This is a genomic window from Ramlibacter sp. AN1133 (genome assembly GCF_037890035.1).
Lineage (GTDB): Bacteria > Pseudomonadota > Gammaproteobacteria > Burkholderiales > Burkholderiaceae_C > Ramlibacter.
Map to the genome: position 1 here is coordinate 167,497 of NZ_JBBKTQ010000003.1, position 26,438 is coordinate 193,934.

General features: G+C 69.5%; 23 protein-coding genes. 9 read left to right on the plus strand and 14 right to left on the minus strand.

The genetic code is table 11. The features are described from left to right. Positions 1-156: 156 nt before the first annotated feature. The 3 genes from WG923_RS05400 to WG923_RS05410 are packed head-to-tail and all read right to left on the minus strand — an operon-like array spanning position 157 to position 2,475. Positions 157-474 carry a hypothetical protein gene (locus WG923_RS05400; protein ID WP_340349912.1) on the minus strand — a complete coding sequence of 106 codons (318 nt, stop codon included), beginning with the start codon at positions 472-474 and terminating at the stop codon, positions 157-159. Beyond that, complete coding sequence (locus WG923_RS05405) at positions 474-911, minus strand: DNA polymerase III subunit chi (protein ID WP_340349913.1); 438 nt, start codon at positions 909-911, stop codon at positions 474-476. Before WG923_RS05405 ends, WG923_RS05400 begins: the two co-directional genes overlap by 1 nt. 37 nt (positions 912-948) lie before the next feature. Next, on the minus strand, positions 949-2,475 hold the full coding sequence (locus WG923_RS05410; RefSeq protein ID WP_340349914.1) for a leucyl aminopeptidase: 1,527 nt from the start codon (positions 2,473-2,475) through the stop codon (positions 949-951). Between the two features lie 43 nt (positions 2,476-2,518). Here WG923_RS05410 and lptF point away from each other — a divergent pair, with 43 nt between their 5' ends. Genes lptF through WG923_RS05435 form a run of 5 tightly spaced genes read left to right on the plus strand, consistent with a single transcriptional unit; the run spans position 2,519 to position 7,238 of the window. After that, positions 2,519-3,619: an LPS export ABC transporter permease LptF gene (gene lptF / locus WG923_RS05415; RefSeq protein WP_340349915.1), complete on the plus strand. Its 1,101-nt coding sequence runs from the start codon at positions 2,519-2,521 to the stop codon at positions 3,617-3,619. Then, positions 3,616-4,716, plus strand: coding sequence for an LPS export ABC transporter permease LptG (gene lptG, locus WG923_RS05420; protein ID WP_340349916.1), 1,101 nt, complete (start codon positions 3,616-3,618; stop codon positions 4,714-4,716). Before lptF ends, lptG begins: the two co-directional genes overlap by 4 nt. Before the next feature lie 2 nt (positions 4,717-4,718). Next, positions 4,719-5,078 carry a sirohydrochlorin chelatase gene (locus tag WG923_RS05425; RefSeq protein WP_340349917.1) on the plus strand — a complete coding sequence of 120 codons (360 nt, stop codon included), beginning with the start codon at positions 4,719-4,721 and terminating at the stop codon, positions 5,076-5,078. A gap of 43 nt (positions 5,079-5,121) precedes the next feature. Continuing rightward, positions 5,122-6,069: a CysB family HTH-type transcriptional regulator gene (locus tag WG923_RS05430; protein WP_340349918.1), complete on the plus strand. Its 948-nt coding sequence runs from the start codon at positions 5,122-5,124 to the stop codon at positions 6,067-6,069. A gap of 5 nt (positions 6,070-6,074) precedes the next feature. Continuing rightward, the gene (locus tag WG923_RS05435; protein WP_340349919.1) at positions 6,075-7,238 is read left to right on the plus strand and encodes a pyridoxal phosphate-dependent aminotransferase; all 1,164 of its coding nucleotides are present in this window, start codon (positions 6,075-6,077) and stop codon (positions 7,236-7,238) included. A 27-nt stretch (positions 7,239-7,265) separates the two neighbouring features. Here WG923_RS05435 and WG923_RS05440 read toward each other — a convergent pair whose 3' ends face one another. The 4 genes from WG923_RS05440 to WG923_RS05455 form a co-directional block, all read right to left on the minus strand. Then, the gene (locus WG923_RS05440; RefSeq protein WP_340349920.1) at positions 7,266-7,967 is read right to left on the minus strand and encodes a (2Fe-2S)-binding protein; all 702 of its coding nucleotides are present in this window, start codon (positions 7,965-7,967) and stop codon (positions 7,266-7,268) included. 169 nt (positions 7,968-8,136) lie between these two features. Beyond that, positions 8,137-11,952: an ATP-dependent RNA helicase HrpA gene (hrpA, locus tag WG923_RS05445; protein WP_340350083.1), complete on the minus strand. Its 3,816-nt coding sequence runs from the start codon at positions 11,950-11,952 to the stop codon at positions 8,137-8,139. A 130-nt stretch (positions 11,953-12,082) separates the two neighbouring features. Then, entirely contained in the window at positions 12,083-13,327 is a 1,245-nt protein-coding gene (locus tag WG923_RS05450) for a sensor domain-containing diguanylate cyclase (RefSeq protein WP_340349921.1), read from the minus strand. 34 nt (positions 13,328-13,361) lie between these two features. Next, complete coding sequence (locus WG923_RS05455) at positions 13,362-14,588, minus strand: GGDEF domain-containing protein (protein ID WP_340349922.1); 1,227 nt, start codon at positions 14,586-14,588, stop codon at positions 13,362-13,364. Between the two features lie 51 nt (positions 14,589-14,639). Here WG923_RS05455 and argA point away from each other — a divergent pair, with 51 nt between their 5' ends. Together argA and WG923_RS05465 are read left to right on the plus strand one after the other, a co-directional pair. Beyond that, positions 14,640-15,989: an amino-acid N-acetyltransferase gene (gene argA / locus WG923_RS05460; RefSeq protein WP_340349923.1), complete on the plus strand. Its 1,350-nt coding sequence runs from the start codon at positions 14,640-14,642 to the stop codon at positions 15,987-15,989. Between the two features lie 88 nt (positions 15,990-16,077). Next, entirely contained in the window at positions 16,078-17,424 is a 1,347-nt protein-coding gene (locus WG923_RS05465) for an erythromycin esterase family protein (protein ID WP_340349924.1), read from the plus strand. Here WG923_RS05465 and WG923_RS05470 read toward each other — a convergent pair whose 3' ends face one another. The 6 genes from WG923_RS05470 to WG923_RS05495 form a co-directional block, all read right to left on the minus strand. Continuing rightward, on the minus strand, positions 17,425-17,973 hold the full coding sequence (locus WG923_RS05470) for a disulfide bond formation protein B (protein WP_340349925.1): 549 nt from the start codon (positions 17,971-17,973) through the stop codon (positions 17,425-17,427). It lies immediately after the preceding gene. Positions 17,974-18,002: 29 nt separating this feature from the next. Then, positions 18,003-19,103 (minus strand): sulfate/molybdate ABC transporter ATP-binding protein, encoded by a 1,101-nt coding sequence (locus tag WG923_RS05475; RefSeq protein WP_340349926.1) that lies wholly within the window; start codon positions 19,101-19,103, stop codon positions 18,003-18,005. Further along, on the minus strand, positions 19,100-20,044 hold the full coding sequence (cysW, locus tag WG923_RS05480; RefSeq protein ID WP_340349927.1) for a sulfate ABC transporter permease subunit CysW: 945 nt from the start codon (positions 20,042-20,044) through the stop codon (positions 19,100-19,102). The genes WG923_RS05475 and cysW overlap by 4 nt, the downstream gene beginning before the upstream one ends. 1 nt (position 20,045) lies before the next feature. Further along, positions 20,046-20,930: a sulfate ABC transporter permease subunit CysT gene (gene cysT / locus WG923_RS05485; RefSeq protein ID WP_340349928.1), complete on the minus strand. Its 885-nt coding sequence runs from the start codon at positions 20,928-20,930 to the stop codon at positions 20,046-20,048. Between the two features lie 13 nt (positions 20,931-20,943). After that, positions 20,944-21,945 (minus strand): sulfate ABC transporter substrate-binding protein, encoded by a 1,002-nt coding sequence (locus tag WG923_RS05490; RefSeq protein ID WP_340349929.1) that lies wholly within the window; start codon positions 21,943-21,945, stop codon positions 20,944-20,946. A gap of 265 nt (positions 21,946-22,210) precedes the next feature. Further along, on the minus strand, positions 22,211-22,966 hold the full coding sequence (locus tag WG923_RS05495; protein ID WP_340349930.1) for an IclR family transcriptional regulator domain-containing protein: 756 nt from the start codon (positions 22,964-22,966) through the stop codon (positions 22,211-22,213). A 113-nt stretch (positions 22,967-23,079) separates the two neighbouring features. Between WG923_RS05495 and pobA the strand changes: the two genes are divergently transcribed. Then, positions 23,080-24,255 carry a 4-hydroxybenzoate 3-monooxygenase gene (gene pobA / locus WG923_RS05500; RefSeq protein ID WP_340349931.1) on the plus strand — a complete coding sequence of 392 codons (1,176 nt, stop codon included), beginning with the start codon at positions 23,080-23,082 and terminating at the stop codon, positions 24,253-24,255. A gap of 143 nt (positions 24,256-24,398) precedes the next feature. On the opposite strand, the gene WG923_RS05505 is transcribed toward pobA, so the two are convergent. Further along, entirely contained in the window at positions 24,399-25,373 is a 975-nt protein-coding gene (locus WG923_RS05505) for a tripartite tricarboxylate transporter substrate-binding protein (protein ID WP_340349932.1), read from the minus strand. Between the two features lie 128 nt (positions 25,374-25,501). On the opposite strand from WG923_RS05505, the gene WG923_RS05510 reads away from it, so the two are divergent. Continuing rightward, a complete protein-coding gene (locus WG923_RS05510; protein WP_340349933.1) occupies positions 25,502-26,395 on the plus strand; it encodes a CoA transferase in 894 nt (297 codons plus the stop codon). Positions 26,396-26,438: the final 43 nt, after the last annotated feature.

The window sequence follows — 26,438 nt, forward strand, 5'->3', positions numbered from 1 at the left end:
GGAAACCTCCAGTGTGGGTGATGGTTGAGATCCACTGTGTTCGCTCAACGGCGCGGACCATATCGCAATTCCCGGGCCCGGGCCAGAGGGACACCTCTAGGACGTCAGCGGATTGCTAGCTTCGCGTCGCCCACGCGACGCAAACCTTGCCTCACCTCAAACGTTTGCGCCGGCCGCGCGTTGACGTGCCTGCATTTCATCGGCGAGCGCTTCGGCCACGACTTCGCGCACGACGCTCTCCACGCGCTCGCGCAAGAGGGGGGTGAGCGCGCTGGTGTGCTCCAGGATCGCGGCGGCGATCGCCTCGCGCAGGCGCGTGTCGAGCGCCAGTTCCACCCGCTGCAGCACGCGCTGGGCGAGCTGGTCCTGCGTCAGGGCGGGCAGCGTGCCGAGCGCCGGAGCGAGCGGCGCGGGCCCGGTCTGCACCACTTCGGTCAGCGTGGGCACGAACTTGGGGGGGATGCGCGTGGCCATCAGCGCGCCTCCCGCCCGGCGAGGTCGTGCCGCGTGATGGCATAGCCGCGATCGGAGTAATGCTTCCAGCGCGTGCGGGCCTGCAGGCGATCGGGTTCGTCCTGCGACACCAGCTCGATCAGGCGCTCGAATCGCTCGAAGCCCTCCGGCACCGGCCCCCCCAGGTTCACCAGCACCTCCTGGTGCGGCGTGCCGCGCGGCACGTCGGCCAGCACCACGGGCGAGGCGGCGAGCACCTGCGCTGGCGCCGAAGCGGCATGGGCGTGGGGGATGAATTCGAGCGGGGAGAAGGTCCACAGCTCGGTATCGAGACAGCGCAGCAGCTCCGGCTCGCCCGTGACCACCACGCGCGCACCGGCGCCGGTCGCCTTGCGCACCAGCCGGCAGGCATACGCGAGCTTGTCCGGCACGTTGAAATGGAAGGCGACCTCGGTCATTCCCAGGGGCGAGGGGCTGGAGGGCAGGAGCCAGGGATCACGCCGCGGCGTGCCCCTTCTTGCCCTTGGTCGACGGCTTGCCCTTGGCGGCGGGGGCTGCGTCCTTGCCGGCCGGGCGCGCGCCGGTCGCGGACTGCGCCAGCAGGTATTCCAGCAGCAGTCCGACCGGCCGGCCGGTCGAGCCCTTGTTGTTGCCGCCCTTCCAGGCGGTACCCGCGATGTCCAGGTGCGCCCAGGGATAGTTCTGCGTGAAGCGGTGCAGGAACTTGGCCGCCACCACGGCGCCGCCAGCGCGGCCCGCCACGTTGGCGACGTCGGCGAAGTTGGTCTTCAGGCCTTCGGCGTATTCCTCGTCCAGCGGCAGGCGCCAGCACGGGTCGAGGGCGTCCTCGCCGGCCTGCTGCAGTTGCTGCGCGAGGTCCTCGTCGCTGGCGAACAGGCCGCTGCGCACGCCGCCCAGGGCCACCACGCAGGCGCCGGTGAGCGTGGCGATGTCGATCACCGCGCGCGGCTTGAAGCGCTCCGCATAGGTCAGCGCGTCGCACAGGATCAGCCGGCCCTCGGCGTCGGTGTTCAGGACTTCGATGGTCTGGCCGCTGAGGCTCGTGAGGATGTCCCCGGGCTTGTACGCGCTGCCATCGGGCATGTTCTCGCAGGTCGGGATCAGGCCGACCACGTTCAGGCGCGGCTTGAGTTCGGCCAGGGCGCGGAAGGTGCCGAGCACGCTGGCCGCGCCGCCCATGTCGAACTTCATCTCGTCCATCTCGGCCGAGGGCTTGATCGAGATGCCGCCGGTGTCGAAGGTGATGCCCTTGCCCACCAGCACGATGGGCGCCTGGCCCTTGCCGCCGCCCTCGTAGCGCAGGATGATGAAGCGCAGCGGCTCGGCCGAACCCTTGGCCACGCCCATGAAGGAGCCCATGCCGATGCGCGCGACCTCCTTGGGGCCCAGCACTTCGACGCCGAAGCCGTGCGCCTTGGCGAGCTTCGTCGCCTCTTCGCCCAGGCGGGTCGGGGTGGCGTAGTTCGGCGGCAGGTTGCCGAGTTCGCGGGCGAATTCGATGCCGGCCGCCGCGGCACGGGCGCGCACGAAGGCTTCGCGATCGGTGGCGGCGTCGGCCACGCACACCACCACCTTCTTCAACTCGCGCGCCTCCGGCTTGGACTTGGTGGTGATGTACACATAGCTGCTTTCCGCCGTGCCGCAGACCGCGGCACGCACGCCGTCGGCGCCGCTGCCCGGGGGCACGAGGATCGCCAGGCGCCTGGCCGGCGAGGACTTGACCGAGGCGACGGCAGCCTGCACGGCGCTGTGCAGCCGCTTGCCGGAGCCATCGCCCGCGCCGGCGAGGATCACGCGCGGCGCCGCGATGCCCTGCGCGCGGTAGGCCTGCAGCAGCTTGCCGGGCTTGGGTTCGAGATCCTTGGCCGCCAGGGCGGCCGACACCAGGGCCGAAACCGGGTCCTTGCCGGCCTGGAAGTTCTCGGGCACGAGGACCACCAGCACGTCGCACTTTTCCGCGGCCGCACCCGCGAGGTCCAGGGTCTTGAGTTCGAAGTCCATAATCCGTTGTTGTTCCACGCGAGTGTCGCGCCCGCAGCCGCCGATGTTATTCCATTCAACCGTTCGCAAGGAACTGGCCCGCAGTTTCGGCGCCTCGCTCGTGGTGCTGGTCACGATCATCGTGACGATGACGCTGATCCGCACCCTCAGCCTCGCCAACCGCGGCAGCGTGAACCCCGAGGAAGTGATGATGGTGATGGGCTACACCGTGCTCGGTTACCTCGCCACCATCCTCACGCTGTCGCTGTTCATCGCCATCGTCGGCACCCTCTCGCGCATGTACCGCGACAGCGAGATGGTGATCTGGTTCAGCGCCGGCCGCGGCCTGTCCTCGCTGGTCAAGCCGCTGTTCCGCTTCGCCTGGCCGGTGCTGGCCGTGATCGCGCTGCTGTCGCTGGTGGTGTGGCCCTGGGCCAACCAGCAGACGCAGGAACTCAAGGACCGCTACGGCAAGCGCGGCGACCTCGAGCGCGTCGCGCCCGGCCAGTTCCAGGAGTCGGCCAGCGGCCAGCGCGTGTTCTTCCTGGACAAGGACACGCCGGACAACAAGTCGGGCCGCAACATCTTCATCTCGACCCGCGAAAAGGGCCGCGAGACGGTCACGTCCGCGCGCAGCGGCCGCGTGGAGACCATCGGCGACAGCCAGTTCCTGCTGCTGTCCAACGGCCAGCGGCTGGAGAACTCGCTGGCCGGCGAGGGCCTGCGCATCAGCGAGTTCGAGCTGCACGGCAGCCGCGTCAAGGGCACCACGCTCACCAGCATGGACGAAAGCCCCACCAAGGCCCGCTCCACGCTGGAACTCGTGCGCGACCGCACGCCGCGCAACAAGGGCGAACTGGCCTGGCGCCTCGGCAACGCGCTGGCCGCGCTCAACTTCATCCTGCTGGCCATCACCGTCTCCAGCGTCAACCCGCGGGTGGGCCGCAGCGGCAACCTCGTCTTCGCCCTGTTCGCCTTCGTCGTGTACTACAACCTGCTGAACCTCGGCCAGAGCTGGATCGCCTCCGGCCGCGTGCCCTTCGCGCCCTACATGCTGCTGCTGCACGGGGGGACCTTCGTCGCCGCGCTGCTGTGGCTCGGCAAGCAGCACAACAACTGGGGCTTCGTGCCGCTGCTGCGCCGCCTGCGGGGGCGCGGCGCGTGAAGACGATCCGGCGGCTGATCTACGTCGAGGTGGTGCAGGCGGTGGCCTTCGTGTCGCTCGGCTTCCTCGCGCTGTTCTTCTTCTTCGACTTCGTCGACGAACTGCCCAACCTGGGCAAGGGCGGCATCCAGCCTTACCGCATGACGCAGGCGCTGCTGTACGTGGCCCTGCGCATGCCCAGCCACCTGTACGAGCTGCTGCCGATCGCGGTGCTGATCGGCACCATCTTCGTGATGGCGCGTTTCGCCCAGAGTTCGGAATACACGATCCTGCGCACCAGCGGGCTGGGGCCCTGGCGGGCGCTGCGCGCCCTGCTGCTGCTCGGGTTCGGCTTCACGGTGCTGACCGTGCTCACCGGCGACTACCTCACGCCCCTGAGCGACCGCACGGCGCAACTGCTCAAGGCGCGCATGGACGGCGCCCTGTCGGTGGGGACCACGGGCGCCTGGCTGAAGGAGCGGCAGCGCTACTTCTCGTACAACGTCAACGTGAAGTCGCTCTCGCCCGAGGGCCAGCTCCTGGGCATCCGCATCTTCGAGGGCGACTCGCGCGGCTACCTCGTCTCCCTCACGCAGGCCGCGCGGGGCAGCTTCGCCGACGACGGCGCCTGGGTGCTGGAGAACGTGGACCGCACCGAGTTCGGCAGCGGCGACGCCTCGCGCGTGCAGCACATCAAGCTGCCCACCCTGCGCTGGCCCACCGAGATCACGCAGGAGATGGTGGCGGTGGCGCTGCTCAAGCCGGAACGCATGAGCACCATCGCGCTGTTCCAGTACATCCAGCACCTGGAGGCCAACTCGCAGACCTCGCAGCGCTACGAGATCGAGTTCTGGCGCAAGGTGTTCTATCCCTTGAGCTGCCTGGTGATGGTGGTGCTCGCGCTGCCCTTCGCCTACCTGCATTTCCGCTCCGGCGGGATCACCAGCTACGTCTTCGGCGGGGTGCTGATCGGCATCAGCTTCTTCCTGTTGAACAACGTGTTCGGCTACGTCGGCAACCTGCAGAACTGGGTGCCGTGGATCGCCGCGGGCGCGCCGGGCCTGCTGTACATGCTGCTGTCGCTGGGCGCCTTCGTCTGGCTGGTGCTGCGGCGGTGAACATGGCACGTGCGGTGATCCTCTTCGGCCACGGCTCGCGGGACCCGCTGTGGCGGCTGCCGATGGAGACGGTGGCCGCCCGGCTGCGCAGCCAGCATCCGGACGTCGCCGTGCGCTGCGCCTACCTCGAACTGGACGCGCCCGACCTCGCCACGGCGGCCGCGGACGTGATCGCCGGCGGCGCCGAGCGTGTCACCATCCTGCCGATGTTCCTCGGCACCGGCCGCCACGCGCGCGAGGACCTGCCGGTGCTGCTGCGCACCCTGCAAGCCTCCCATCCCCATGTGGCGTTCGTGCTGCAGAAGGCCGTGGGGGAAGACGCCAGGGTGCTGGACCTCATCGCAAAGATTGCCCTGGAATAACGAGCGAAGGCATAATGAATTTCTTTCTTAGAAGAAATTCGGCATGAACCTGCATCAGTTTCGCTTCGTCCAGGAAGCGGTGCGGCGGAACCTCAACCTGACGGAAGCAGCCAAGGCGCTGCACACCTCCCAGCCGGGGGTGTCGAAGGCGATCATCGAGCTCGAGGACGAGCTGGGGGTCGAGATTTTCGCGCGCCACGGCAAGCGCCTCAAGCGCGTGACCGAGCCCGGCCAGCACGTCCTCAAGAGCATCGAGCTGATCATGCGCGAGGTGGGCAACTTGAAGCGCATCGGCGAGCAGTTCAGCGCGCAGGACAGCGGCACCCTCTCCATCGCCACCACGCACACCCAGGCGCGCTACGTGCTGCCTCTGTCGGTGGCCAAGCTGCGCGAGCTGTATCCCAAGGTCAGCGTGAGCCTGCACCAGGGCTCGCCCGACCAGGTGGCCAAGATGGTGATGGAGGAGACGGCGGAGATCGGCATCGCCACCGAGTCGCTGGGCGACTACCCGGACCTGGTCACCCTGCCCTGCTACGAGTGGCAGCACGTGCTGGTGCTGCCGCAGGGGCACCCGCTGGCGAAGAAGGAACGGATCACGCTGGAGGACATCGCGGCCGAGCCGCTGGTGACCTACCACCCGTCCTTCACCGGCCGCACCCGGATCGACACCGCCTTCGCCCAGAAGAAGCTGCAGCCGCGCATCGCGCTGGAAGCGATCGATTCGGACGTGATCAAGACCTACGTGCGCCTGGGCCTGGGCATCGGCATCGTCGCCGAGATGGCCGTGCGCGACGACGGCAGCAACAACGACCTGGCCACCCGGCCGCTGGGCACGCTGTTCGGCCAGAATCTGGCCCGGGTCGCCTTCAAGCGCGGCGCCTACCTGCGCAACTTCGTCTACCGCTTCGCCGAACTGCTTTCCCCCGACCGCCTGGACCGCAACCTGATCGCCAAGGCGATGAGCGGCCACGGCAACGACTACGACATGTGACCGCCATGCCTGCCATCGAACGCACGCCCCCGATCGCCACCAAGTTCCCCACCATGGGGATCACCATCTTCACGGTGATGTCCGCGCTGGCCACCGAGAAGAACGCCGTCAACCTGGGCCAGGGCTTCCCGGATTTCGAGTGCGACCCGAAACTGGTCGACGCCGTCACCGAAGCCATGCGCGCCGGCCTGAACCAGTACCCGCCCATGACCGGGATCGCGCCGCTGCGCGAGGCGGTGGCGGCGAAAGTGGAGGCGCTCTACGGCCGCAAGTACGACGCGGCCTCCGAGATCACGATCACGGCCGGCGCCACGCAGGCCATCATCACCGCGGTGCTCGCCATCGTGAAGCCGGGCGACGAGGTGATCGTGCTGGAGCCGTGCTACGACAGCTACGTGCCCAACATCGAGCTGGCCGGCGGCACCGTCGTGCGCGTGCCGCTGGTGCCGCACAGCTTCCGCCCGGACTTCGACAGGATCGCCGCGGCCCTGTCGCCCCGCACGCGCGCGATCATGATCAACTCGCCGCACAACCCGAGCGGCACGGTCTGGACGCGCGAGGAGATGCTCAGGCTGCAGGACCTGCTGGCGCCGACCGACGTCTTCGTGATCAGCGACGAGGTCTACGAGCACATGGTGTTCGACGGCCAGCTGCACCAGAGCGCGGCGCGCTTCCCGGGGCTGGCCGCGCGCTCGCTCATCGTCTCCAGCTTCGGCAAGACCTACCACGTGACCGGCTGGAAGATCGGCTATGTCGCCGCGCCGGCGGTGCTGTCGGCGGAGTTCCGCAAGGTGCACCAGTTCAACGTGTTCACCGTGAACACGCCGATGCAGTACGGGCTGGCGAGCTACATGGCCTCGCCCGAGCCCTACCTGCAGCTGCCGGCCTTCTACCAGCGCAAGCGCGACCTGTTCCGCGAGGGCCTGGCGCGCACGCGCTTCGAACTGCTGCCCAGCGAGGGCACGTACTTCCAGTGCGTCGACATCTCGAAGGTGAGCGACCTGCGCGAGGACGAGTTCTGCAAGTGGCTCACGAGCGAGATCGGCGTGGCCGCGATCCCGCTGTCGGCGTTCTACGGCGGCGGCTTCGACCAGCGGGTGGTGCGCTTCTGCTTCGCGAAGAAGGACGAGACGCTGCGCGCGGCGCTGCAGCGGCTGGCGAAGCTCTGAAAAGCGTCACCCCCGCGGGGGCGGGCGCTAGCACTGGATCGGGTTCTTGCAGAACCTCTCCAGCGCACTGACCACCGACTGCCCCGCCACCGCATTCCTCGCCTTGGGCCCGACGTCGAAACTGAGCTTCATCTCGTACTTCTTGAAGAACTCGTCGAACAGCTCCGCGCCCAGCGTGGCATAGGCAGTGAGCGTGTCGGCCTTGGCGTCGTGCGTGAGCAGCACGGCGCACAGCGGCTGCTTCGCGGGCCCGGACAGGACTTCCGCGCCCCGGGCCGGGTCGTACTGGCTGTGCTCGGCGCAGCAGTGGATCAGGCCGTCCTGCACCCCGCGCTGCGCCCGCGTCTTGCGAAAGCTGATGAAGCTCACGTCCTTGGTCGGGTACACCAGCTGGTGGGCGCAGATGGCCGAGAAGGCGACGATGCTGCGGTTGCGCCCCACCCCGCCCGGCCAGTTGTAGGCGCCGCCGTCCGGCACGCTCAACGCGTGCGAGGGCACGGGCTTGCCCAGGTCCAGCAGGAACACCGGCGTGGCCTCGAAGGGATAGTGGAAGACGTAGTTCGCCTGCGGCTTGAGGTCGGCTGCGTGCAGGGGATCGCCGCGTTCGTTCACGAGCAGGGCGGGCGCGTAGTCCTTGCGCTTCGCCTCGGCCGCCCATGCGGACGACGCGATGCCGGCAGACAGGCAGGCTGCGCCGGCGGAACATTCCAGGAAGCTGCGTCGATCCATGTGCGTTCCCCAAGGGAGGGGCCACGGTAACGCCCGGCAGCGGCAGCGCGTATAAGGGCTTTTACCGCGTACGCAGGTTCACACGGCTCACCCCTGGAGCTGGTCCCAGGCCTTGGCTCCGGCCTAACGTGCCCTGCGGGCAAACGTTAGCCTCTGCCGAGGCCTGCTCTCAACCATTCAGTTGTTCCCAGGCCTTTTGCAGGCGCTTGACGCTGACGGGCTGGGGCGTGCGCAGCTCCTGGGCGAAGAAGCTCACCCGCAGCTCTTCCAGCAGCCAGCGGAAGTCCTCCATCCTCTCGTCCGTCACGCCCTTGCGCTCGGCCACGAGCCGCCAGTAGCGTTGCTCCAGCGGCTTGAGCTCGGCCAGCCGGGCGGCATCGCGCGCCGGGTCGGCCCGCAGCTTGTCCAGCCGCAGCACGATCGCCTTCAGGTAGCGCGGCAGGTGCTGCAGCCGCGTCCACGGCGTGCTCGCCAGGAAGCGCCTGGGCACCAGCCGCTGCAGCTGCTGCGAAGCATCCGCCGTGGCGTCGGGCTGGTTCTTCGTGTCCTTGATCTTGCGCGCGGCCGCCGCGTAGTCCGCGAGGACGATGGCGGCCAGGCGGGCCACCTCGTTGGCGATCAGGGTCAGGCGGCCGCGGCCTTCGTCGAGCCGGCGCTGGAAGTCCGGCGCGGCGGCCGGCAGCGGGTCCTGCAGGAAGGCGCGGTCCAGGGCCACCTCGATGACCTGGTCGCGCAGCTCCTCCTGCGTGCCCAGCGGCATGAAGGCCACGGCCATCTTCTGCAGCTCGGGGATGTTCTTCTCGACGTACTTCAGCGCCTCGCGCAGGTTCAACGCGAACAGCCGCCGCAGCCCGGCGCGGTGGCGCGCGGCCGCGACTTCGGGCTCGTCGAAGACCTCGATGGTCACCGCGTCGCCCTTGTCGATCAGCGCGGGGAAGCCGACCAGGCTGGTGCCGCCCTTGCGGACTTCCATCAACTCGGGCAGTTCGCCGAAGGTCCAGGCGGTGTACCGCCGTTCCGCATCGGCTGCCTTCGCTCCTCCCCCCTCCGGGGGGAGGCCGGGAGGGGGGCGCTCCCGGTCGCCAGCGCCACGACCTTGCGCCGGAGCGCCCCCACCCTGCCCTCCCCCGGAGGGGGAGGGTAAAGCCCCCGCCTTCAGGCCCGCGAGCGCCTGGAAAGCCCCGCGCGCCTTTGCCCCCCACTCCGCCTTCAAGGCTCCGAGGTTGCGCCCCATCCCGAGCTGCCGCCCGTGTTCGTCCGCCACGCGGATGTTCATGAACAGGTGCGCGGGCACCATGTCCAGCTTGAAGTCCGTGCGCTTGACGTCCAGGCTGGTCGCCTCGCGCACCTGCTTCAGCAAGGCATCGGTGAGGCTGCCGCTGCCGAACCGCATCGGGTCCGAGAGCACCTCCGCCAGGCGCGCGGCCGATTCCGGCAGCGGCACGAAGCGCGAGCGCGGCTTTTGCGGCAGGCTTTTCAGCAGCGCCTGGATCTTGTCCTTCAGCATGCCCGGCACCAGCCACTCCGAGCGCTCCTCGCTCACCTGGTTCAGGACGAACAGAGGCACCGTCACCGTCAGGCCGTCGCGCGGGTCGCCCGGCTCGTGCAGGTAGGTCGCCGAGCAGTCCACGCCTCCCAGCTTCACCGTCCTGGGGAAGGCATTGCTCGTGATGCCCGCGGCCTCGTGCCGCATCAGCTCGTCGCGCGAGAGCTTCAGCAGGTCCGGATGGCCTCGGCTCGCCTCGCGGTACCAGCCCTCGAAGGTCGCGCCGCTGTAGACGTCCTTGGGGACCTGCTGGTCGTAGAAGGCGTAGATCAGTTCCTCGTCCACCAGCACGTCCTGCCGGCGCGACTTGTGCTCCAGCTCCTCGACCTGGCGGATCTGCTTCTGGTTGGCCGCCAGGAAGGGCAGCCGCGTCTCCCATTCGCCGGCCACCAGGCCCTCGCGGATGAAGATGTCGCGCGCGCCCTGCAGGTCCGCGCGCGCGAAAGGCACGCGCCGGCCGCTGTAGATCACCAGGCCGTACAGCGTCGCGCGCTCCAGCGCCACGACCTCGGCGGCCTTCTTCTCCCAGTGCGGGTCCAGCAGCTGCTTCTTCAGCAGGTGGCCCGCCACCTCCTCCACCCACTGCGGCTCGATGTTGGCGATGCCGCGGCCGAACAGGCGCGTGGTCTCCACCAGTTCGGCCACCACGATCCAGCGGCCCGGGCGCTTCCTCAGGTGCGCGCCCGGATGCCGGTAGAACTTGATGCCGCGCGCGCCGAGGTAGGCCTCGTCGTCCTCCAGCTTGAAGCCGATGTTCCCGAGCAGGCCCGAGAGCATCGCCTTGTGGAGCTGCTCGTAGCTGGCGGGCTGCTCGTTCAGGCGCCACTTGTGCTCCGTCACCACCGTCAGCAGCTGGCTGTGGACGTCGCGCCATTCGCGCACCCGCCGCACGTTGATGAAGTTCTGGCGCAGCAGCTGCTCGTACTGCCGGTTGGAGAGCTTATGTTCCTTGCCGTGCCCCCCGCGCGCTTCGTCCAGCCATTGCCACAGGCGCAGGTAGCCGGAGAACTCGCTCCTGTCGTCGTCGAACTTGGCATGCTGCTGGTCGGCCTGGGCCTGCAGTTCCATCGGCCGGTCGCGCACGTCCTGCAGCGACAGCGCCGAGGCGATCACCAGCACCTCCTGCAGCGCGCCGCGCTGGCGCGCCTCCAGGATCATGCGGCCCACCCGCGGGTCCAGCGGCAGGCGCGCCAGCTCCGCGCCCATCGGCGTGAGCTCGTTGTCGTCGTCCACCGCGCCCAGCTCGCCCAGCAGGTCGTAGCCGTCGGCAATCGCGCGCCGCGACGGCGGATCGATGAAGGGGAAGTCCTCCACCGTCCCCAGGCGCAGCGACTTCATGCGCAGGATCACGCCGGCCAGCGAGGAGCGCAGGATCTCGGGGTCGGTGAAGCGCGGGCGGCCCGTGAAGTCCTGCTCGTCGTACAGGCGGATGCAGATGCCGTTGGCGACCCGCCCGCAGCGGCCGGCGCGCTGGTTGGCCGCCGCCTGGCTCACCGGCTCCACCAGCAGCTGTTCCACCTTGCTGCGGAAACTGTAGCGCTTCACGCGCGCCGTGCCGGTGTCGATCACGTAGCGGATGCCCGGCACGGTGAGCGAGGTCTCGGCCACGTTGGTGGCCAGCACGATGCGCCGGCCGCCGTGGGTGTCGAACACCCGGTCCTGCTCCGCCTGCGACAGTCGCGCGAACAGCGGCAGCACTTCGGCGTTGCGCGTCAGCGGGTCGTGCGCGAGGTGCTTGCGCAGGTGGTCCGCCGCCTCGCGGATCTCGCGCTCGCCGGGCAGGAAGACGAGGATGTCGCCGGGCGCGTTGCCGCGCCAGAGTTCGTCCACGCCATCGGTGATCGCGTCGTTCAGGTCGTAGTCGCGCGATTCCTCGAACGGATGCCAGCGCTGCTCCACCGGGAAGGTGCGGCCCGACACGTAGATCACGGGCGCCGGCCCTTCCTTCGAGGCGAAATGCTGCGCGAAGCGCTCGGCGTCGATCGTCGCCGAGGTCACCACCACCTTCAGGTCAGGGCGCCTGGGCAGCAGCTGGCGCAGGTAGCCGAGGAGGAAGTCGATGTTGAGGCTGCGCTCGTGGGCCTCGTCGATGATGATGGTGTCGTAGGCCTTGAGCAGCGGGTCCGACTGGGTCTCGGCCAGCAGGATGCCGTCGGTCATCAGCTTGACCGAGGCGTCGCGGGCGAGCCGGTCGGTGAAGCGGACCTTGTAGCCGACCACCTCGCCCAGGGGTGTCTGCAGCTCCTGGGCGATGCGCTTGGCCACGCTGGAGGCGGCGATGCGGCGCGGCTGCGTGTGGCCGATCAGGCGGCCCTTGCCCTCCGGCGCATTGATGCGGCCGCGGCCCATGGCCAGCGCGATCTTGGGCAGCTGGGTGGTCTTGCCCGAGCCGGTTTCGCCGCAGACGATCACCACCTGGTGCGCCGCCATCGCGGCCATGATCTCGTCGCGCCGGGCGGAAACCGGAAGGTTCTCGGGAAAGGTGATGTTCAGGGCGGAAGGCAAGACGGCGCGGGGCAAAGCCCGTGATTATCCGCCGTCGGCGCCCGGCGCGCCGGCTGCGCGCCGCTCAGGCGGCGAAGGCGTGGGGCGTTTCGGGCACGCCCGTTTCGTCCAGCAGCAGTTCGGCGATCCGGTCCGCCTCCTTGTCGAAGTAGGCCAGCCGGCTCGCGTAGCTCCAGGCCGTGCGGGCCATCGCCCGGGCGGTGCCCACCACCTGCGAGGGCCGCACCTGGGTGCTGGTGCCCAGCACGCCGATGCCGACGTCCGCCACCCAGTTCGTGTCGCCGGCCTCGAGGCCGGCGGGATCGCGGCTGGTGCTCAGCGTGACCGGCCGCATCAGGCGGTCGCGGATGTTGCGTGCGAGCTGGCCCAGGCGCTGCACGTCGTCCGTGTGCGGCACCAGCAGCAGGAAGCCGTCCTCGCCCAGGCGCCCCATCTCCACGTTGGCCGGCACGCAGCGGCGCAGCCGGCCGGCCGACACGAACAGGGCGTGGTTGAAGGCCGCGCGGCCGTGCAGGTTCTCCAGCGCGTAGAGGTTGGCCACGCAGATCGCCAGTACCCCGATGGGGCGCGCCTCGGCGTTGCGGCGGAAGAACACGTCGCCCACCATCTGGCCCGTCTCGCTGTGCGAGCGCATGCGCGTGACGGGATCGTAGTTGGGCCCGTGGGCCATCACCTCGGAGAGCTCCAGCAGGTAGGAGTAGCGGGCCCACAGCACGACGGCCACCACGCTCAGGTAGGCCGCGCCGGCCACGGCGCTGATCGCATGGACGGGCCAGGCGTGCGTGCGGCTCAGGGCGATCCAGCTCAGGCCGGCGATGGCCACCAGCATGAAGAAGATGCCGGCGACGAAGGTCCAGCCGGCGCGGTCCCCGCGCCGCGCGCCGCGCGTCGCCACCACCAGCATCACCGCACCGACGGCGAAGGCCGTGATCGAGCTGAGCGCCAGCGCCTCGGCCGGCTCCAGGGCCCAGCCGGCGACAACGACGGCGAGGCCGGCGCCCACCAGCGCGGCGATCACCCGGCGACCCACGGCGCGCTGCCGCAGCATGCCCAGCGTGGAGGTCAGCATCAGGCCCAGGCTCACCGCGGTGGCCACGGCGACGTGCGCGAGCACGCGCGCTTCCAGCGGGCCCTCGATCGGCAGCCAGCCGAGGTAGGAGACGACGAAGCCGGCGGAGGCCAGCGAGGTCAGCGCCGCCATCAGGGCCACGCGCCGGTGCGAACGCACGAACGCGGCCAGCGAGAGGATCAGCATCATCGTGGCCGTGCAGAAGAAGGCGCCCCAGAAACCGGCGGCGATCGTGTCCATGCAGGGACGATAACCGAAACGCGCGGCCCGGCCGCTACGCCACTGCCGCGGCCGTGGCGTTGGCGGGCAGCTCCGCGATCTGCCCCGTGCCGGGGTCGAAGCAGGCCAGCCGGCTCGCGTAGGTCCAGGCGGTGCGCGCCATCGCGCGCGCCGTGGTCACGACCTGGCTCGGACGCACCTGCGTGCTGGTGGCGAGCACGCCGATGCCGACCTCGGCGGCCCAGGCGGTGCGCGCCGACTCCAGCCGCGAGGGCTCGCGGCTCGTGCTCAGCACCACCGGCCGCGACAGCCGCTCGCGCACCACGCGGGCCAGCTCCGGCAGCCGCCGCACGTCGTCGGGGCTGCGCGCGAGCAGCAGGAAGCCGTCGTCGCCCAGCCGCCCCATCTCCACCGTGCCCGGGACGCAGCGTCGCAGCCGTCCCGCCGTGATGAAGAGGGCGTGGTTAAAGGCAGCGCGCCCGTGCAGGTTCTCGAGCGCGTACAGGTTGGCGATGCACACCGCGAGCACGCCCACCGGGCGCGCCTCGGCGTCGCGCTGGAAGAACAGGTCGCCCAGCATCTGCCCCGTCTCGCTGTGCGAGCGCATGCGCGTGACGGGGTCGTAGCTCGGTCCGTGGGCCATGACCTCGGCCAGCTCCAGCAGGTACGAATAGCGCTTCCACAGCGCGCCGGCCATCACCGAGAGGTACACCATGCCGGACACGGCGCTCACCGCGTGCACCGGCCAGGGCGCCCCGCCGCGCAGCACGATCCAGCTCAGGCCGGCGAGCGAGACCAGCATGAACGACACGCCCGTGACCGTCACCCAAGCGAGCCGGTCGCCGCCGAGGGCGCGTCGCGCGGCGACGACAGCCATCACGCAGCCCACCGTGAGCGCGAACAGGCAGCCGAGCGCCAGCGCCTCCGACGGCGCGAGCAGCCAGCCCGCCAGCAGCACGGCACCGCCCACCGCGGCGAGCCCCGCCACGGTGCGCCGCGCCGCCGCCGGCAAGCGCATCAGCCCCAGCAGCGACAGCAGCATCCCCGCCAGGGTGACGGCGGCGATCACCGCGGCATGGGCCAGCAGGCGCGCCTCGCCCGCGGGCGGCAGCGGCAGCCAGCCGAGGAAGGCCGCCACGAAGGCCGCGGACATCAGCGCCGACAGGCCCGCCATGAGGGCGACCCGCCGCTGCGAGCGTGCGAAGGCGGCCAGCGAGATCGCCAGCATCAGCACCGCCGTGCCGAAGAAGGCGCCCCAGAAGCCTGCCGCGATCGGATCCATGGCGCGACGATAGCGGAAAGCCCGGCCGGTGTCCCTTAAACTGTCGCGTCGATGTCCGCCATCTTCAATTTCACCTTCGTCCCCTGGTTCCGCTCGGTCGCGCCCTACATCCACATGCACCGGGGCAAGACCTTCGTGGTGGGCATGGCGGGCGAGGCGATCGCGGCCGGCAAGCTGCCCCACATCGCGCAGGACCTGGCCCTGATCCAGAGCATGGGCGTGAAGGTGGTGCTGGTCTACGGCTTCCGCCCGCAGGTCAACGAGCAGCTGCACGCCAAGGGCCACGAGGCGCGCTACTCGCACGGCATGCGCATCACCGACGAAGTGGCGCTCGACAGCGCGCAGGAGGCCGCCGGCCAGCTGCGCTACGAGATCGAGGCGGCCTTCAGCCAGGGGCTGCCCAACACGCCGATGGCGGGCTCCACGGTGCGCGTCATCTCGGGCAACTTCATCACGGCGCGCCCCGTCGGCATCCTCGACGGGGTGGACTTCCGCCACTCGGGCCTGGTGCGCAAGGTGGACGTCGCGGGCATCAAGCGCACGATCGACCTCGGCGCGATGGTGCTGCTGTCGCCGTTCGGCTTCTCGCCCACGGGCGAGGCCTTCAACCTGACCATGGAGGAGGTCGCGACCAGCGTCGCGGTCGCCCTGCAGGCCGACAAGCTGATCTTCCTGACGGAGATTCCCGGCGTGCGCGTCAAGCCGCTGGAGCCCGAGGGCGAGGACAACCCGATCGACACCGAGCTGCCGCTGGCCGCCGCCCGGCAACTGCTGGCCAGCCTGCCGCCGGCGCACAGCCCCACCGACACCTCGTTCTACCTGCAGCATTGCGTGAAGGCCTGCGCGGCCGGCGTGGAGCGCAGCCACATCATCCCGTTCGCGGTCGACGGCGCGCTGCTGCTGGAGGTGTACGTGCACGACGGCATCGGCACCATGGTCGTCGACGAGAAGCTGGAGGAGCTGCGCGAGGCCACCGCGGACGACGTGGGCGGCATCCTGCAGCTGATCGAACCGTTCGAGAAGGACGGCACGCTGGTCAAGCGCGATCGCACCGAGATCGAGCGCGACATCGCCAACTACACGATCATCGAGCACGACGGCGTGATCTTCGCCTGCGCCGCTCTTTACCCCTATCCCGAGGCCCGCACGGGCGAGATGGCGGCGCTGACCGTGTCGCCGCAAAGCCAGGGCCAGGGCGACGGCGAGAAGGTCCTGCGGCGGGTGGAGCAGCGCGCCCGCGCCATGGGGCTGGAGAGCATCTTCGTGCTCACCACCCGCACCATGCATTGGTTCCTGCGGCGCGGCTTCGTGCAGGTCGACCCCGAGTGGCTCCCGGAAGCGCGCAAGCGCAAGTACAACTGGGACCGCCGGAGCATGGTCTTCGTCAAGAAACTCGTGTAAGAGCCTCCTACACTAAGTTCGCCTCGCGACTACACCCGCGGGCGCGGGGCTGCCCTAGCTTGCCTGCTTGCAGACACGAGGAGTGCCCATGTTCCGTTCTTCCGTCCGTGACGAAAGCGCCCTGCTCCAGGGCCTGCGCCCCCACCTGCGGCCCCTGGACGGCGCCGCCGCCGACGACCCGGAGCTCGTCGCCCGCCTGGCCCGTGCGCGGCTGGCGCTGCTGGGCGAGGCCTCGCACGGCACCCACGAGTTCTACGCCGAGCGCGTGGCCCTGAGCCAGCGGCTGATCGGCGAGCACGGCTTCAACGCGCTGGTGATGGAAGCCGACTGGCCCGATGCCCTGCGCGTCAATCGCTACATCCGGGGCCGCTCGGACGACCGCGATGCCCAGGCGGCGCTGTCCGGGTTCGAGCGCTTTCCCACCTGGATGTGGCGCAACACGGAGATGGCGGGCTTCATCGAATGGCTGCGCGCGTACAACGCCCACCGGGCGCCCTCGCAACAGGTCGGCTTCTACGGCATGGACCTGTACAGCCTCTACAGCTCGATCGCGGCGGTGCTGGAGTACCTGGACCGGGTCGACCCCGAGGCGGCCCGGCGCGCGCGCAGCCGCTACGCCTGCTTCGACCACTACGGCGAGGACAGCCAGGCCTACGGCTACGCGGCGAGCTTCGGCATGAAATCGACCTGCGAAGACGAGGTGATCCAGCAGTTGCGGGACATGAACCGGCGCGCGGCAGAACTGCTGGCCGGTTCCACCGAGGACCGGGCGGACCTGTTCTACGCCCAGCAGAACGCCCGGCTGGTGCGCAACGCGGAGGAGTACTACCGCACCATGTTCCATGGCCGGGTGTCGTCCTGGAACCTGCGCGACAGCCACATGGTGGAGACCCTGCAGGCGCTGGACAAGCACCTGGCCACCGTGACCGGCAACGCCCGCATGATCGTCTGGGCCCACAACTCGCACCTGGGCGACGCCAGCGCCACGGAGATGGGCGACATCGGCGAATGGAACGTGGGCCAGCTGGCGCGCGACCGCTGGGGCGACGAGGCCCTGCTGGTGGGCTTCAGCACGCACCACGGCACCGTGACGGCGGCCTCGGAATGGGATGCGCCGGCGCAGCGCAAGCGGGTGCGCCCGGGCCTGGAGGGAAGCTACGAGCACCTGTTCCACCGGGCCGGGGAGCGCTTCTGGCTACCCCTGCGGGGCAACGACGCGCTGGGCCGGCTGCTCGAGGAGCGGCGACTGCAACGCGCCATCGGCGTGATCTACCTGCCGCATTCGGAGCGCGTCAGCCACTACTTCCACACCAGGCTGCCGGCGCAGTTCGACGCCATGATCCACATCGACGAGACCAAGGCGCTCCAGCCGCTGGTGGCGGAGCCGCAGTGGCATGCGGGAGAGCCGGCGGAGACGTATCCGTCGGGGTTGTGATCAGGCGGGGACCGCTTCGCCGCGCCCGGCGTTCGCGCGCCGGCGCGCCTGCCGCACGATCAGCGTGAGCGCCACCGCGATGATCGCCGCGAACGCCACGAACGACCAGTTCGCCAGCGAGCCGCCCAGGAAGGTCCAGTCGATCTTGGTGCAGTCGCCGCTGCCCTTGAAGATCATGGGGATGGCGCGCTGCAGCGGGAAGTTCTCGATCATCCCGTAGAAGTCGCGCCCGCAGGAGGCGACCTCCGGCGGGTACCACTGCAGCCAGCTCTGGCGCGCCGCGACGAAGGCGCCGAAACCTCCGGCCAGCAGCATGAGCCCGGTGCCCGCCATGTGCGCCCCGCGGGCGGGAAACGCCGCGGCCAAGCCCGCGATCACCACGACGAGGATCAGCGCGTAGCGCTGCACGATGCACATCGGGCAAGGCACCAGCCCCACCACCAGCTGCAGGTACAGCCCGAAGCACAGCATGGCGATGCCCGCCACGGCCACGGTCGCCAGGATGCGCCGCGGGGCGGTATCGAACCAGTTCAACAGCTTGCCGCTCATTCTTGCCTCAACCCTCCGTGCGGCGGGGCTCAGATGCCCGCGCCGCTCTCCAGGAACACCCGGGCCCTGCGCGGCGTCACCACCAGCGTCTCGCCCTCCTTCAACCCCATCTCCCGGAACTGTTCGGCCGGGATCTGCGCTTCGATGATGGGGTCGGACTGTGAATTGTCCACCGGTTTGGTGCCGTCCAGCGGCAGAAGTTCCAGCCTGGCAATGGGCCCGACGACAATCGCCCGCGCCAGCTTCGCCGGAATGCCGGGCGCCCCCGGCAGGTAGCGCTGCACGTCCAGGTCGTGCGGCCGCACGTAGGCCGAAGCACGGGCGTTCTGGGCCTGCGCATGCTCCGGCGAGGCGATCTGCATGCCCTCGAAGGTGACCTCGCCCTCGTGGGCGCGGCCGTGGAACAGGTTCACGTCGCCCAGGAAGCCGTAGACGAACGGGCTGGCCGGGTGGTCCCAGACCTCCTGCGGCGAGCCGACCTGCTCGATGTTGCCGGCGTTCATCAGCACCACGCGGTCGGCCACTTCCAGCGCCTCCTCCTGGTCGTGGGTGACGAAGATGGAGGTGACGTGCAGGTCGTCGTGCAGCCGGCGCAGCCAGCGGCGCAGCTCCTTGCGCACCTTGGCGTCCAGGGCGCCGAAGGGCTCGTCCAGCAGCAGCACCTTGGGTTCGACCGCCAGCGCGCGGGCCAGCGCGATCCGCTGGCGCTGGCCGCCGGAGAGCTGGGACGGGAAGCGGTCCGCCAGCCAATCGAGCTGCACCAGGTTCAGCAGGTCGTGCACCTTCTGCTTGATCTGGGCGTCGGTCGGGCGCTGCCCCCGGGGCTTGACGCGCAGGCCGAAGGCGACGTTCTCGAACACCGTCATGTGGCGGAACAGCGCGTAGTGCTGGAACACGAAGCCGACCTGGCGCTCGCGCACGTGCACGTCGGTGGTGTCCTCGCCGGAGAACAGGATGCTGCCGGCGTCGGCGGTCTCCAGGCCGGCGATGATGCGCAGCAGCGTGGTCTTGCCGCAGCCCGAAGGCCCGAGCAGCGCCACCAGCTCGCCCGAAGCGATGTTCAGCGAAACATCCTTCAGCGCCCGGAAATCGCCGAAATTCTTGCTGACGTTGCGGATCTCGATGCTCATAGGGCTTGGGCTGTTGCTCCCTCTCCCCCGCGGGGAGAGGGCTGGGGTGAGGGGTGCACCTGCGGCGCGGGGCGCTCCGGCGGAATCTCCGCCGCCGCCTTCATGTCCCGCTCCTGCTTCCACTCCGCCACCGACTTGATCACCAGCGTCACCAGCGCCAGCAGCGCCAGCAGCGACGCCACGGCGAAGGCCGCGACCGACTGGTATTCGTTGTAGAGGATCTCCACGTGCAGCGGCATGGTGTTGGTCTGGCCGCGGATGTGGCCCGACACCACGGACACGGCGCCGAACTCGCCCATCGCGCGGGCGTTGCACAGGATCACGCCGTAGATCAGGCCCCACTTGATGTTGGGCAGCGTCACGTAGCGGAAGGTCTGCCAGCCGCTCGCCCCCAGCACGATGGCGGCCTGCTCCTCGTCGTTGCCCTGCGCCTGCATCAGCGGGATCAGCTCGCGCGCGATGAAGGGGAAGGTGACGAAGACCGTGGCCAGCACGATGCCGGGCACCGCGAACACGATCTTGATGTCGTGCGCGCTCAGCCACGGCCCGAACCAGCCCTGGGCGCCGAACACCAGCACGTAGATCAGGCCCGCGACCACCGGCGACACCGAGAACGGCAGGTCCACCAGCGTGGTCAGGAAGGCCTTGCCGCGGAACTCGTACTTGGCGATGGCCCAGGCCGCCGCCACGCCGAACACCAGGTTCAGCGGCACGGCGATGGCGGCCGTGACGAGGGTCAGGCGGATCGCCGACCAGGCGTCCGGCTCCTTCAGCGCTTCGAAGTAGGCGCCGAAGCCCTTGCGCAGCGCCTCGGTGAAGACGGCGGCCAGCGGCAGCAGCAGGAACAGCAGCAGGAACAGCAGCGCGATGGCGATCAGGGTGCGGCGCACCCACGGCGCTTCGGTCGTCGTGACGCGCTTCCTGGTCAGGTCGGTGGCCACCTCAGCGTCCCCCCGCCCGGCGGCGCTGCCAGCCCTGCAGCGCATTGATCACGAGCAGCAGCACGAAGGAGAAGAACAGCATCACCGCCGCGACCGCGGTGGCACCGCCGTAGTCATACTGTTCCAGCTTGCCGATGATGATCAGCGGCACGATCTCCGAGACCATGGGCATGTTGCCGGCGATGAAGATCACGGACCCGTATTCGCCGATCGCCCGCGCGAACGCCATCGCGAAGCCGGTGATCAGCGCCGGCGTGATGGACGGCAGGATCACCTTCATGAAGGTCTGCAGCCGCGTGGCGCCCAGGCACATCGCCGCCTCTTCCAGCTCCTTCTCCGACTCCTCGAGCACCGGCTGCACCGTGCGCACCACGAAGGGCATGCCGATGAAGATCAGCGCGATCACCACGCCGTTGGGGTTGAAGGCGAGCTTGATCCCCAGCGGCTCGAGGTACTGCCCGATCCAGCCGTTGCCCGCCAGCAGCGCGGTGAGCGAAATGCCGGCCACGGCGGTGGGCAGCGCGAACGGCAGGTCGACCAGCGCGTCGACGATGCGCTTGCCCGGGAACCTGTAGCGCACCAGCACCCAGGCCACCAGCAGCCCGAACACCACGTTGACCAGCGCCGCCAGGAAGGACGCGCCGAACGTGAGCCGGTACGCGGCCAGCACGCGCGGCGAACTGACGGCGGCCCAGAACTGGTCCCAGGTCAGCGCGAAGGTCCGGAAGACCAGCGCCGACAGCGGGATCAGCACGATCAGGCACAGGTAGAAGACCGTGTAGCCCAGGGTCAGGTTGAACCCCGGGAGCACCTTCCTGCTGCCGCCGCGTGATGAAGAAGGCGCCGCCGCCGGACCCGGCAGCGGCGCCGCGAGTGCGCCACTCATGTCGTCGAAGTGCCTATTTGGCGGTGTAGATCTTGTCGAACTGGCCGCCGTCGTTGAAGTGGACCTTCTGCGCCTGCGACAGCGACCCGAACAGCTCCTCCACCGGGAAGATGGTGATCGGCTTGAAGGTGCTGGCGTACTTCTTCAGCACCGCGGGGTCGCTGGGGCGGATGTAGTGCTTCGCCGCGATCTCCTGCGCTTCCGGCGTGTACAGGAAGTTCAGGTAGGCCTTGGCGAGGTCCGCCGTGCCCTTCTTGGCGACGGTGCGCTCCACCACGGCGACCGGGTTGTCGGCCTTGATGCTGATGGAGGGATACACCACGTCCACCTTGCCGGCGCCGAACTCGCGGTTGACGGATTCGACTTCCGATTCGAAGGTGACCAGCACGTCGCCGATGTTGCGTTGCAGGAAGGCGGTGGTGGCGTCGCGGCCGCCGCGGGCCAGCACCGGAACGTTCTTGTACAGCTTGGCCACGAAGTCGGCGGCCTGGGCGTCGGTGCCGCCCTTCTTGCGCGCGTAGCCCCAGGCGGCCAGGTAGGTGTAGCGGCCGTTGCCGCCGGTCTTGGGGTTCACCACCACCACCTGCACGCCCGGCTTGGCGAGGTCGTCCCAGTCCTTGATGCCCTTGGGGTTGCCCTGGCGCACCAGGAACAGCATGGTGGAGGAGGTGGGCGCCGCGTTGTGCGCGAAGCGCCTGGACCAGTCCTTGGCCACCACGCCCTTCTCGGCCAGGAACTCGATGTCGGTCGTGGTGTTCATGGTCACCACGTCGGCGTCGAGGCCGTCGGCGACGGCGCGCGCCTGCGCGCTGGAGCCGGCGTGCGACTGCTCGATCTTCACGTCCTTGCCGGCGGTCTTCCTGTACCAGGGCACGAAGGCGGCGTTGATGTCCTTGTAGAACTCGCGCGCGACGTCGTAGGAGACGTTCAGCAGCGTCTGCTGCTGCGCCGAGGCCAGGCCGCTGGCGGCGAGCGCCGCGCCGGCGAGGAGGATCTTGATCTTGGAGAAGGTCATGCGATGAAAAAGGGGCCTTGCGGCCCCGTTCCTTTGGACTGCGGGTGCCCCTTTTCGGGGCGTGTCGGGGATTGTGCCGACGGCTCTATAAAGCCACAACGAATACCTCGTTGTTTGTTTATTATCCCGCACGTATAAGCAGCGACCTCATGCCTGGGGTTGCGCGCAGGCTGGCGGTGAGGCGCGCCAGCGCGCGAACCCCAGCGATCCCCGAGCGCTCCAACGCTGGGGTTCGCGGCGCGCACTGCGCGCGCTCACCGCCAGCCTACAGGAGCGGCCGCAACTCGCGCGCCGCCTCCAGCAGCACAGGCAGCAACTCGCGCTGCAGCGCGCGCGGTTCCACCCGCTCGCGCGTCGTCACCACGTTCAGCGCCGCGACCGTGCGGCCGTCCATGTTGCGCAGGGGCACGGCCACGGCATGCACGCCCAGCTCGTGCTCCTCGCTCGCCAGGCAGTAGTCCTGCTGCCGCACCTGCTCGATCAGGGCGCGGAACGCCCGCGTGTCGATCGTGGTGCGCCCCGTCAGGCGCGCCAGCTCCCGGCCCTTGAGCCAGGCGCTGAATTCGCCGCGGCTCCTGGCGGCCAGCAGCACGCGCCCGGTGGACGTCGCGTGGGCCGGCAGGCGCGCGCCGAGGTGCAGCCCGTAGGCCTGCAGCGCCGAGCCGCTGCGCGCGACGATCACGACATGGTCCCCGTCCAGCACCACGGCGGAAAAGGATTCGCCCGTGGCGCCCGCCAGCCGGTTGAGCGTCGGCTGTACCGCGCGCGGCAGCCGCGCGGATGCCAGGTAGCTGCCGGACAGGCGCAGCACCTTGGGGGCGAGCCAGAACCAGCTGCCGTCCGTCTCCAGGTAGCCCAGGTGGGCCAGGGTCAGCAGGTGGCGCCGCGCCGCCGCGCGGGTGAGCCCGGCGCGCTCGGCGGCCAGCGTGGCGTTCAGCCGCTGCCGCTGCGTGTCGAAGCTTTCCAGCACGGCCAGGCCCTTGGCCATGCCGGCGATGTAGTCCGCGTGGGCGATCGTCATGACGGAGTGCGCGATCATCGCGCAGCGCGCGCAATCATCGCACACCGCCTGCGGTGCGGCCCTGTTCGCCGGCGCCCCGAACGCTTACGCTGCGCTGACAGGAGACAAGCACCATGCGAACCCAGGTTGCGATCATCGGCGCCGGCCCGTCCGGGCTTCTGCTCGGCCAGCTGCTGCACCAGGCGGGCATCTCGAACGTCATCCTCGAGCGCCAGAGCGGCGACTACGTGCTGGGGCGCATCCGCGCCGGCGTGCTGGAGCAGGTGGCCGTCGACCTCATGGACGAGTGCGGCGTCGGCGAGCGCATGCACAAGGAAGGCCTCGTGCATGCCGGAATCGAGCTGCTGTTCAAGGGCGAGCGCCACCGCATCGACTTCCCGGGCCTGACCGGCGGCAAGACGGTGATGGTCTACGGCCAGACCGAGGTCACGCGCGACCTGATGGCCGCGCGCGAGGCCGCGGGCCTGCCCACGGTGTACGAGACCGGCGATACCGTGAGCCTGCACGGCTTCGACGGCAGCACGCCCACGGTGCGCTACCGCAAGGATGGCGCGGAGCACGAGATCCAGTGCGACTTCATCGCCGGCTGCGACGGCTACCACGGCGTGAGCCGCGCGAGCGTGCCGCGCGGCGCCATCCGCGAATACGAGAAGGTCTATCCGTTCGGCTGGCTCGGCCTGCTGGCGGACGTGCCGCCGGTGTTCCACGAACTGATCTACGCGAACACGGACCGCGGCTTCGCGCTGTGCTCCATGCGCAGCCCCACGCGCAGCCGCTACTACGTGCAGGTGCCGCTCACCGACAAGGTGGAGGCCTGGTCCGACGAGGCCTTCTGGAAGGAATTGCGCCTGCGCCTCGACCCGGAAGCGCGCGAGCGGCTGGTGACCGGCGCGTCGCTCGAAAAGAGCATCGCGCCGCTGCGCAGCTTCGTCGCCGAGCCGATGCGCTTCGGCCGCCTGTTCCTCGCCGGCGACGCGGCGCACATCGTGCCGCCCACCGGCGCCAAGGGCCTGAACCTCGCGGCCTCCGACGTCAAGTACCTGGCCGACGGCCTGGTCGGCCACTACCGCGAGCGCAGCAGCGCCGGCCTGGACCACTACTCCGAGCGCGCGCTGCGCCGCGTGTGGAAGGCCGAACGCTTCTCGTGGTGGTTCACCTCGCTGATGCACAAGTTCCCGGACGAAGGCCCGATCGCGCAGAAGCTGCAGGAGGCGGAACTGGATTACCTGGTGAGCTCGCGCGCCGCATCGACGGCGCTGGCGGAGAACTACGTGGGCTTGCCGCTGTAAGGCCTCGAAAAACCGAACAGCCGGACGCAGAGGACGCAAAGGGTACGCAGAGAGCGCAAAGGAAAACCTGCTGAAGTTTTCTTTGTCTCTTTTGCGTCCTCTGCGTACCCTTTGCGTCCTCTGCGTCCGGTCTTTTGTTTTCTTCAGTCCGCGAACTTGCCGCCGGCCCGGATCACCGGGCCCCACTTGTTGATCTCCGACTGCAGCCAGTGGTGCAGCGCGTCCGGCGTGTTCGTGGCGTCGGGCACGATCTCGGCGCCGAGGTCGTCCATGCGCTTGACGACGTCCGGGTCCTTCAGCGCGGTGCGCACCGCCTGGTTCATGCGGTCGATCATCGGCTTGGGCGTGCCCTTGGGCGCGTAGATGCCGTGCCACACCACGACCTCGAAGTCCTTCAGGCCCTGCTCCGCCAGCGTCGGCGCATTGGGCAGCACCTTCACGCGGTTCTTGGTCGTGACGCCATAGAGCTTGACGCTGCCGGCCTTGATCTGCGGCACCGTCTGCGTGGTCTGGTCGCACAGCACGTCGACCTGGCCGCCCAGCAGCGCGTTCATGGCCGGCGCGGTGCCCTGGAACGGCACTTCCGTGAGCTGCACGCCGATGGCACGCTGGAACATCATTCCGCACAGCTGCGACACGGCGCCGAGGCCCGCGTTGGCCAGGTTGATCTTGGACTGGTTGGCCTTGATGTACGCCACCATCTCCTGCAGGTTGTTGGCCGGGAAGTCCTTGCGCGCCAGCATCGTCATCGGCACTTCCACGGCCTGGCTGACGAATTCGAAATCCTTCAGCGGATCGAAGGCCAGCTTGCGGTACAGCGCCGGCGCCGTGGCCATGCCGTTGTGGTGGATGAAGAAGGTGTAGCCGTCGGGGGCGGCCTTGGCGACATAGTTCGCGGCGACGGTGCCGCCCGCGCCCAGCTTGTTCTCGATCACCACCGTCTGGCCGAGCGACTTCGACATCGAGGCGCCCAGCGTGCGCGCGACCACGTCCGTCGGCCCGCCGGCGGCGAAGGGAACCACCAGCGTGATCGGGCGGGTGGGCCAGTTCGCCTGCGCGTGGGCGAAGGCTGCCGCGGCGACGCCCAGCAACGCGATCAGGGTGCGCTTCAACTGCATTTCTTATCTCCTGTAATTGGGTAGCCGGCTGCGGCCGGCGCCATCGGAGGGTAGCCAGCGCGACGCAGGCCAGCATCGGGATGTACCCCACTCTGCTAGCCTTGCGTGGCAACGACCCAACGACGGCCATGACCCGCTCCTTCGCACCCCTGCACGGCATCCGCATCCTCAGCCTCGCCCTGAACCTTCCCGGCCCCGCCGCATTGATGCGATGCCGGCGGCTCGGCGCCACCTGCGCCAAGCTGGAGCCGCCCGGCGGCGACCCGATGGGGCACTACAACCCCGGCGCGTACGCGCAACTGCACGAAGGCGTGAAGGTGATGCAGGCCGACTTGAAAACTTCCGAGGGACAGCAGGTGCTGCAGCGCGAACTCGCGCGCACGGACGTCCTGCTCACGTCCTTCCGTCCTTCCGCGTTCGCGAAACTGGGCCTCGCGTGGAAGGAGCTGCACTCACGCTATCCGGGCCTCAGCCAGGTGGCGATCGTGGGCGCACCGGGTGCCCGCGCGGAGGAACCCGGTCACGACCTCACCTATCTCGCGGAACAGGGACTCGTGCCCGGCATGGAACTGCCCGCGACCCTCTATGCGGACATGGGCGGCTCGCTGATGGCGAGCGAAGCGGTGCTGCAGGCGGCGCTGCGCAAGCACGAACGCTACGCTGGCGGGGGCGATCCCCACCCCGAGGGGCTGTACCTCGAAGTCGCGCTGTCGGAGGCGGCGGCCTACCTCGCCCTGCCCCGCCGCTGGGGGCTCACGCAACCGAGCGGATCGGTGGGGGGTGCGCACGCGGGGTACGCCGTCTATGCGTGCCAGGACGGGCGGGCCGCAGTGGCGGCGCTGGAGCCGCACTTCGCCGCGCGCCTGTGCGAGGCGGCCGGTGTGGCAGGCGACGACGTGAAGAGGATGGCCTCGGCCGCCACGCACGAGGCGGTGGCGGCGTTCTTCGCCGCGCGCACCTGCGAGGAGCTGGACCGGCTCGCGGCGGAGCGGGACCTGCCGATCCACACGATGCGGGGGTGAGGGAGCCCTGACCCCCGCCTGCGCGGGGGTGACGCGTTCGCGC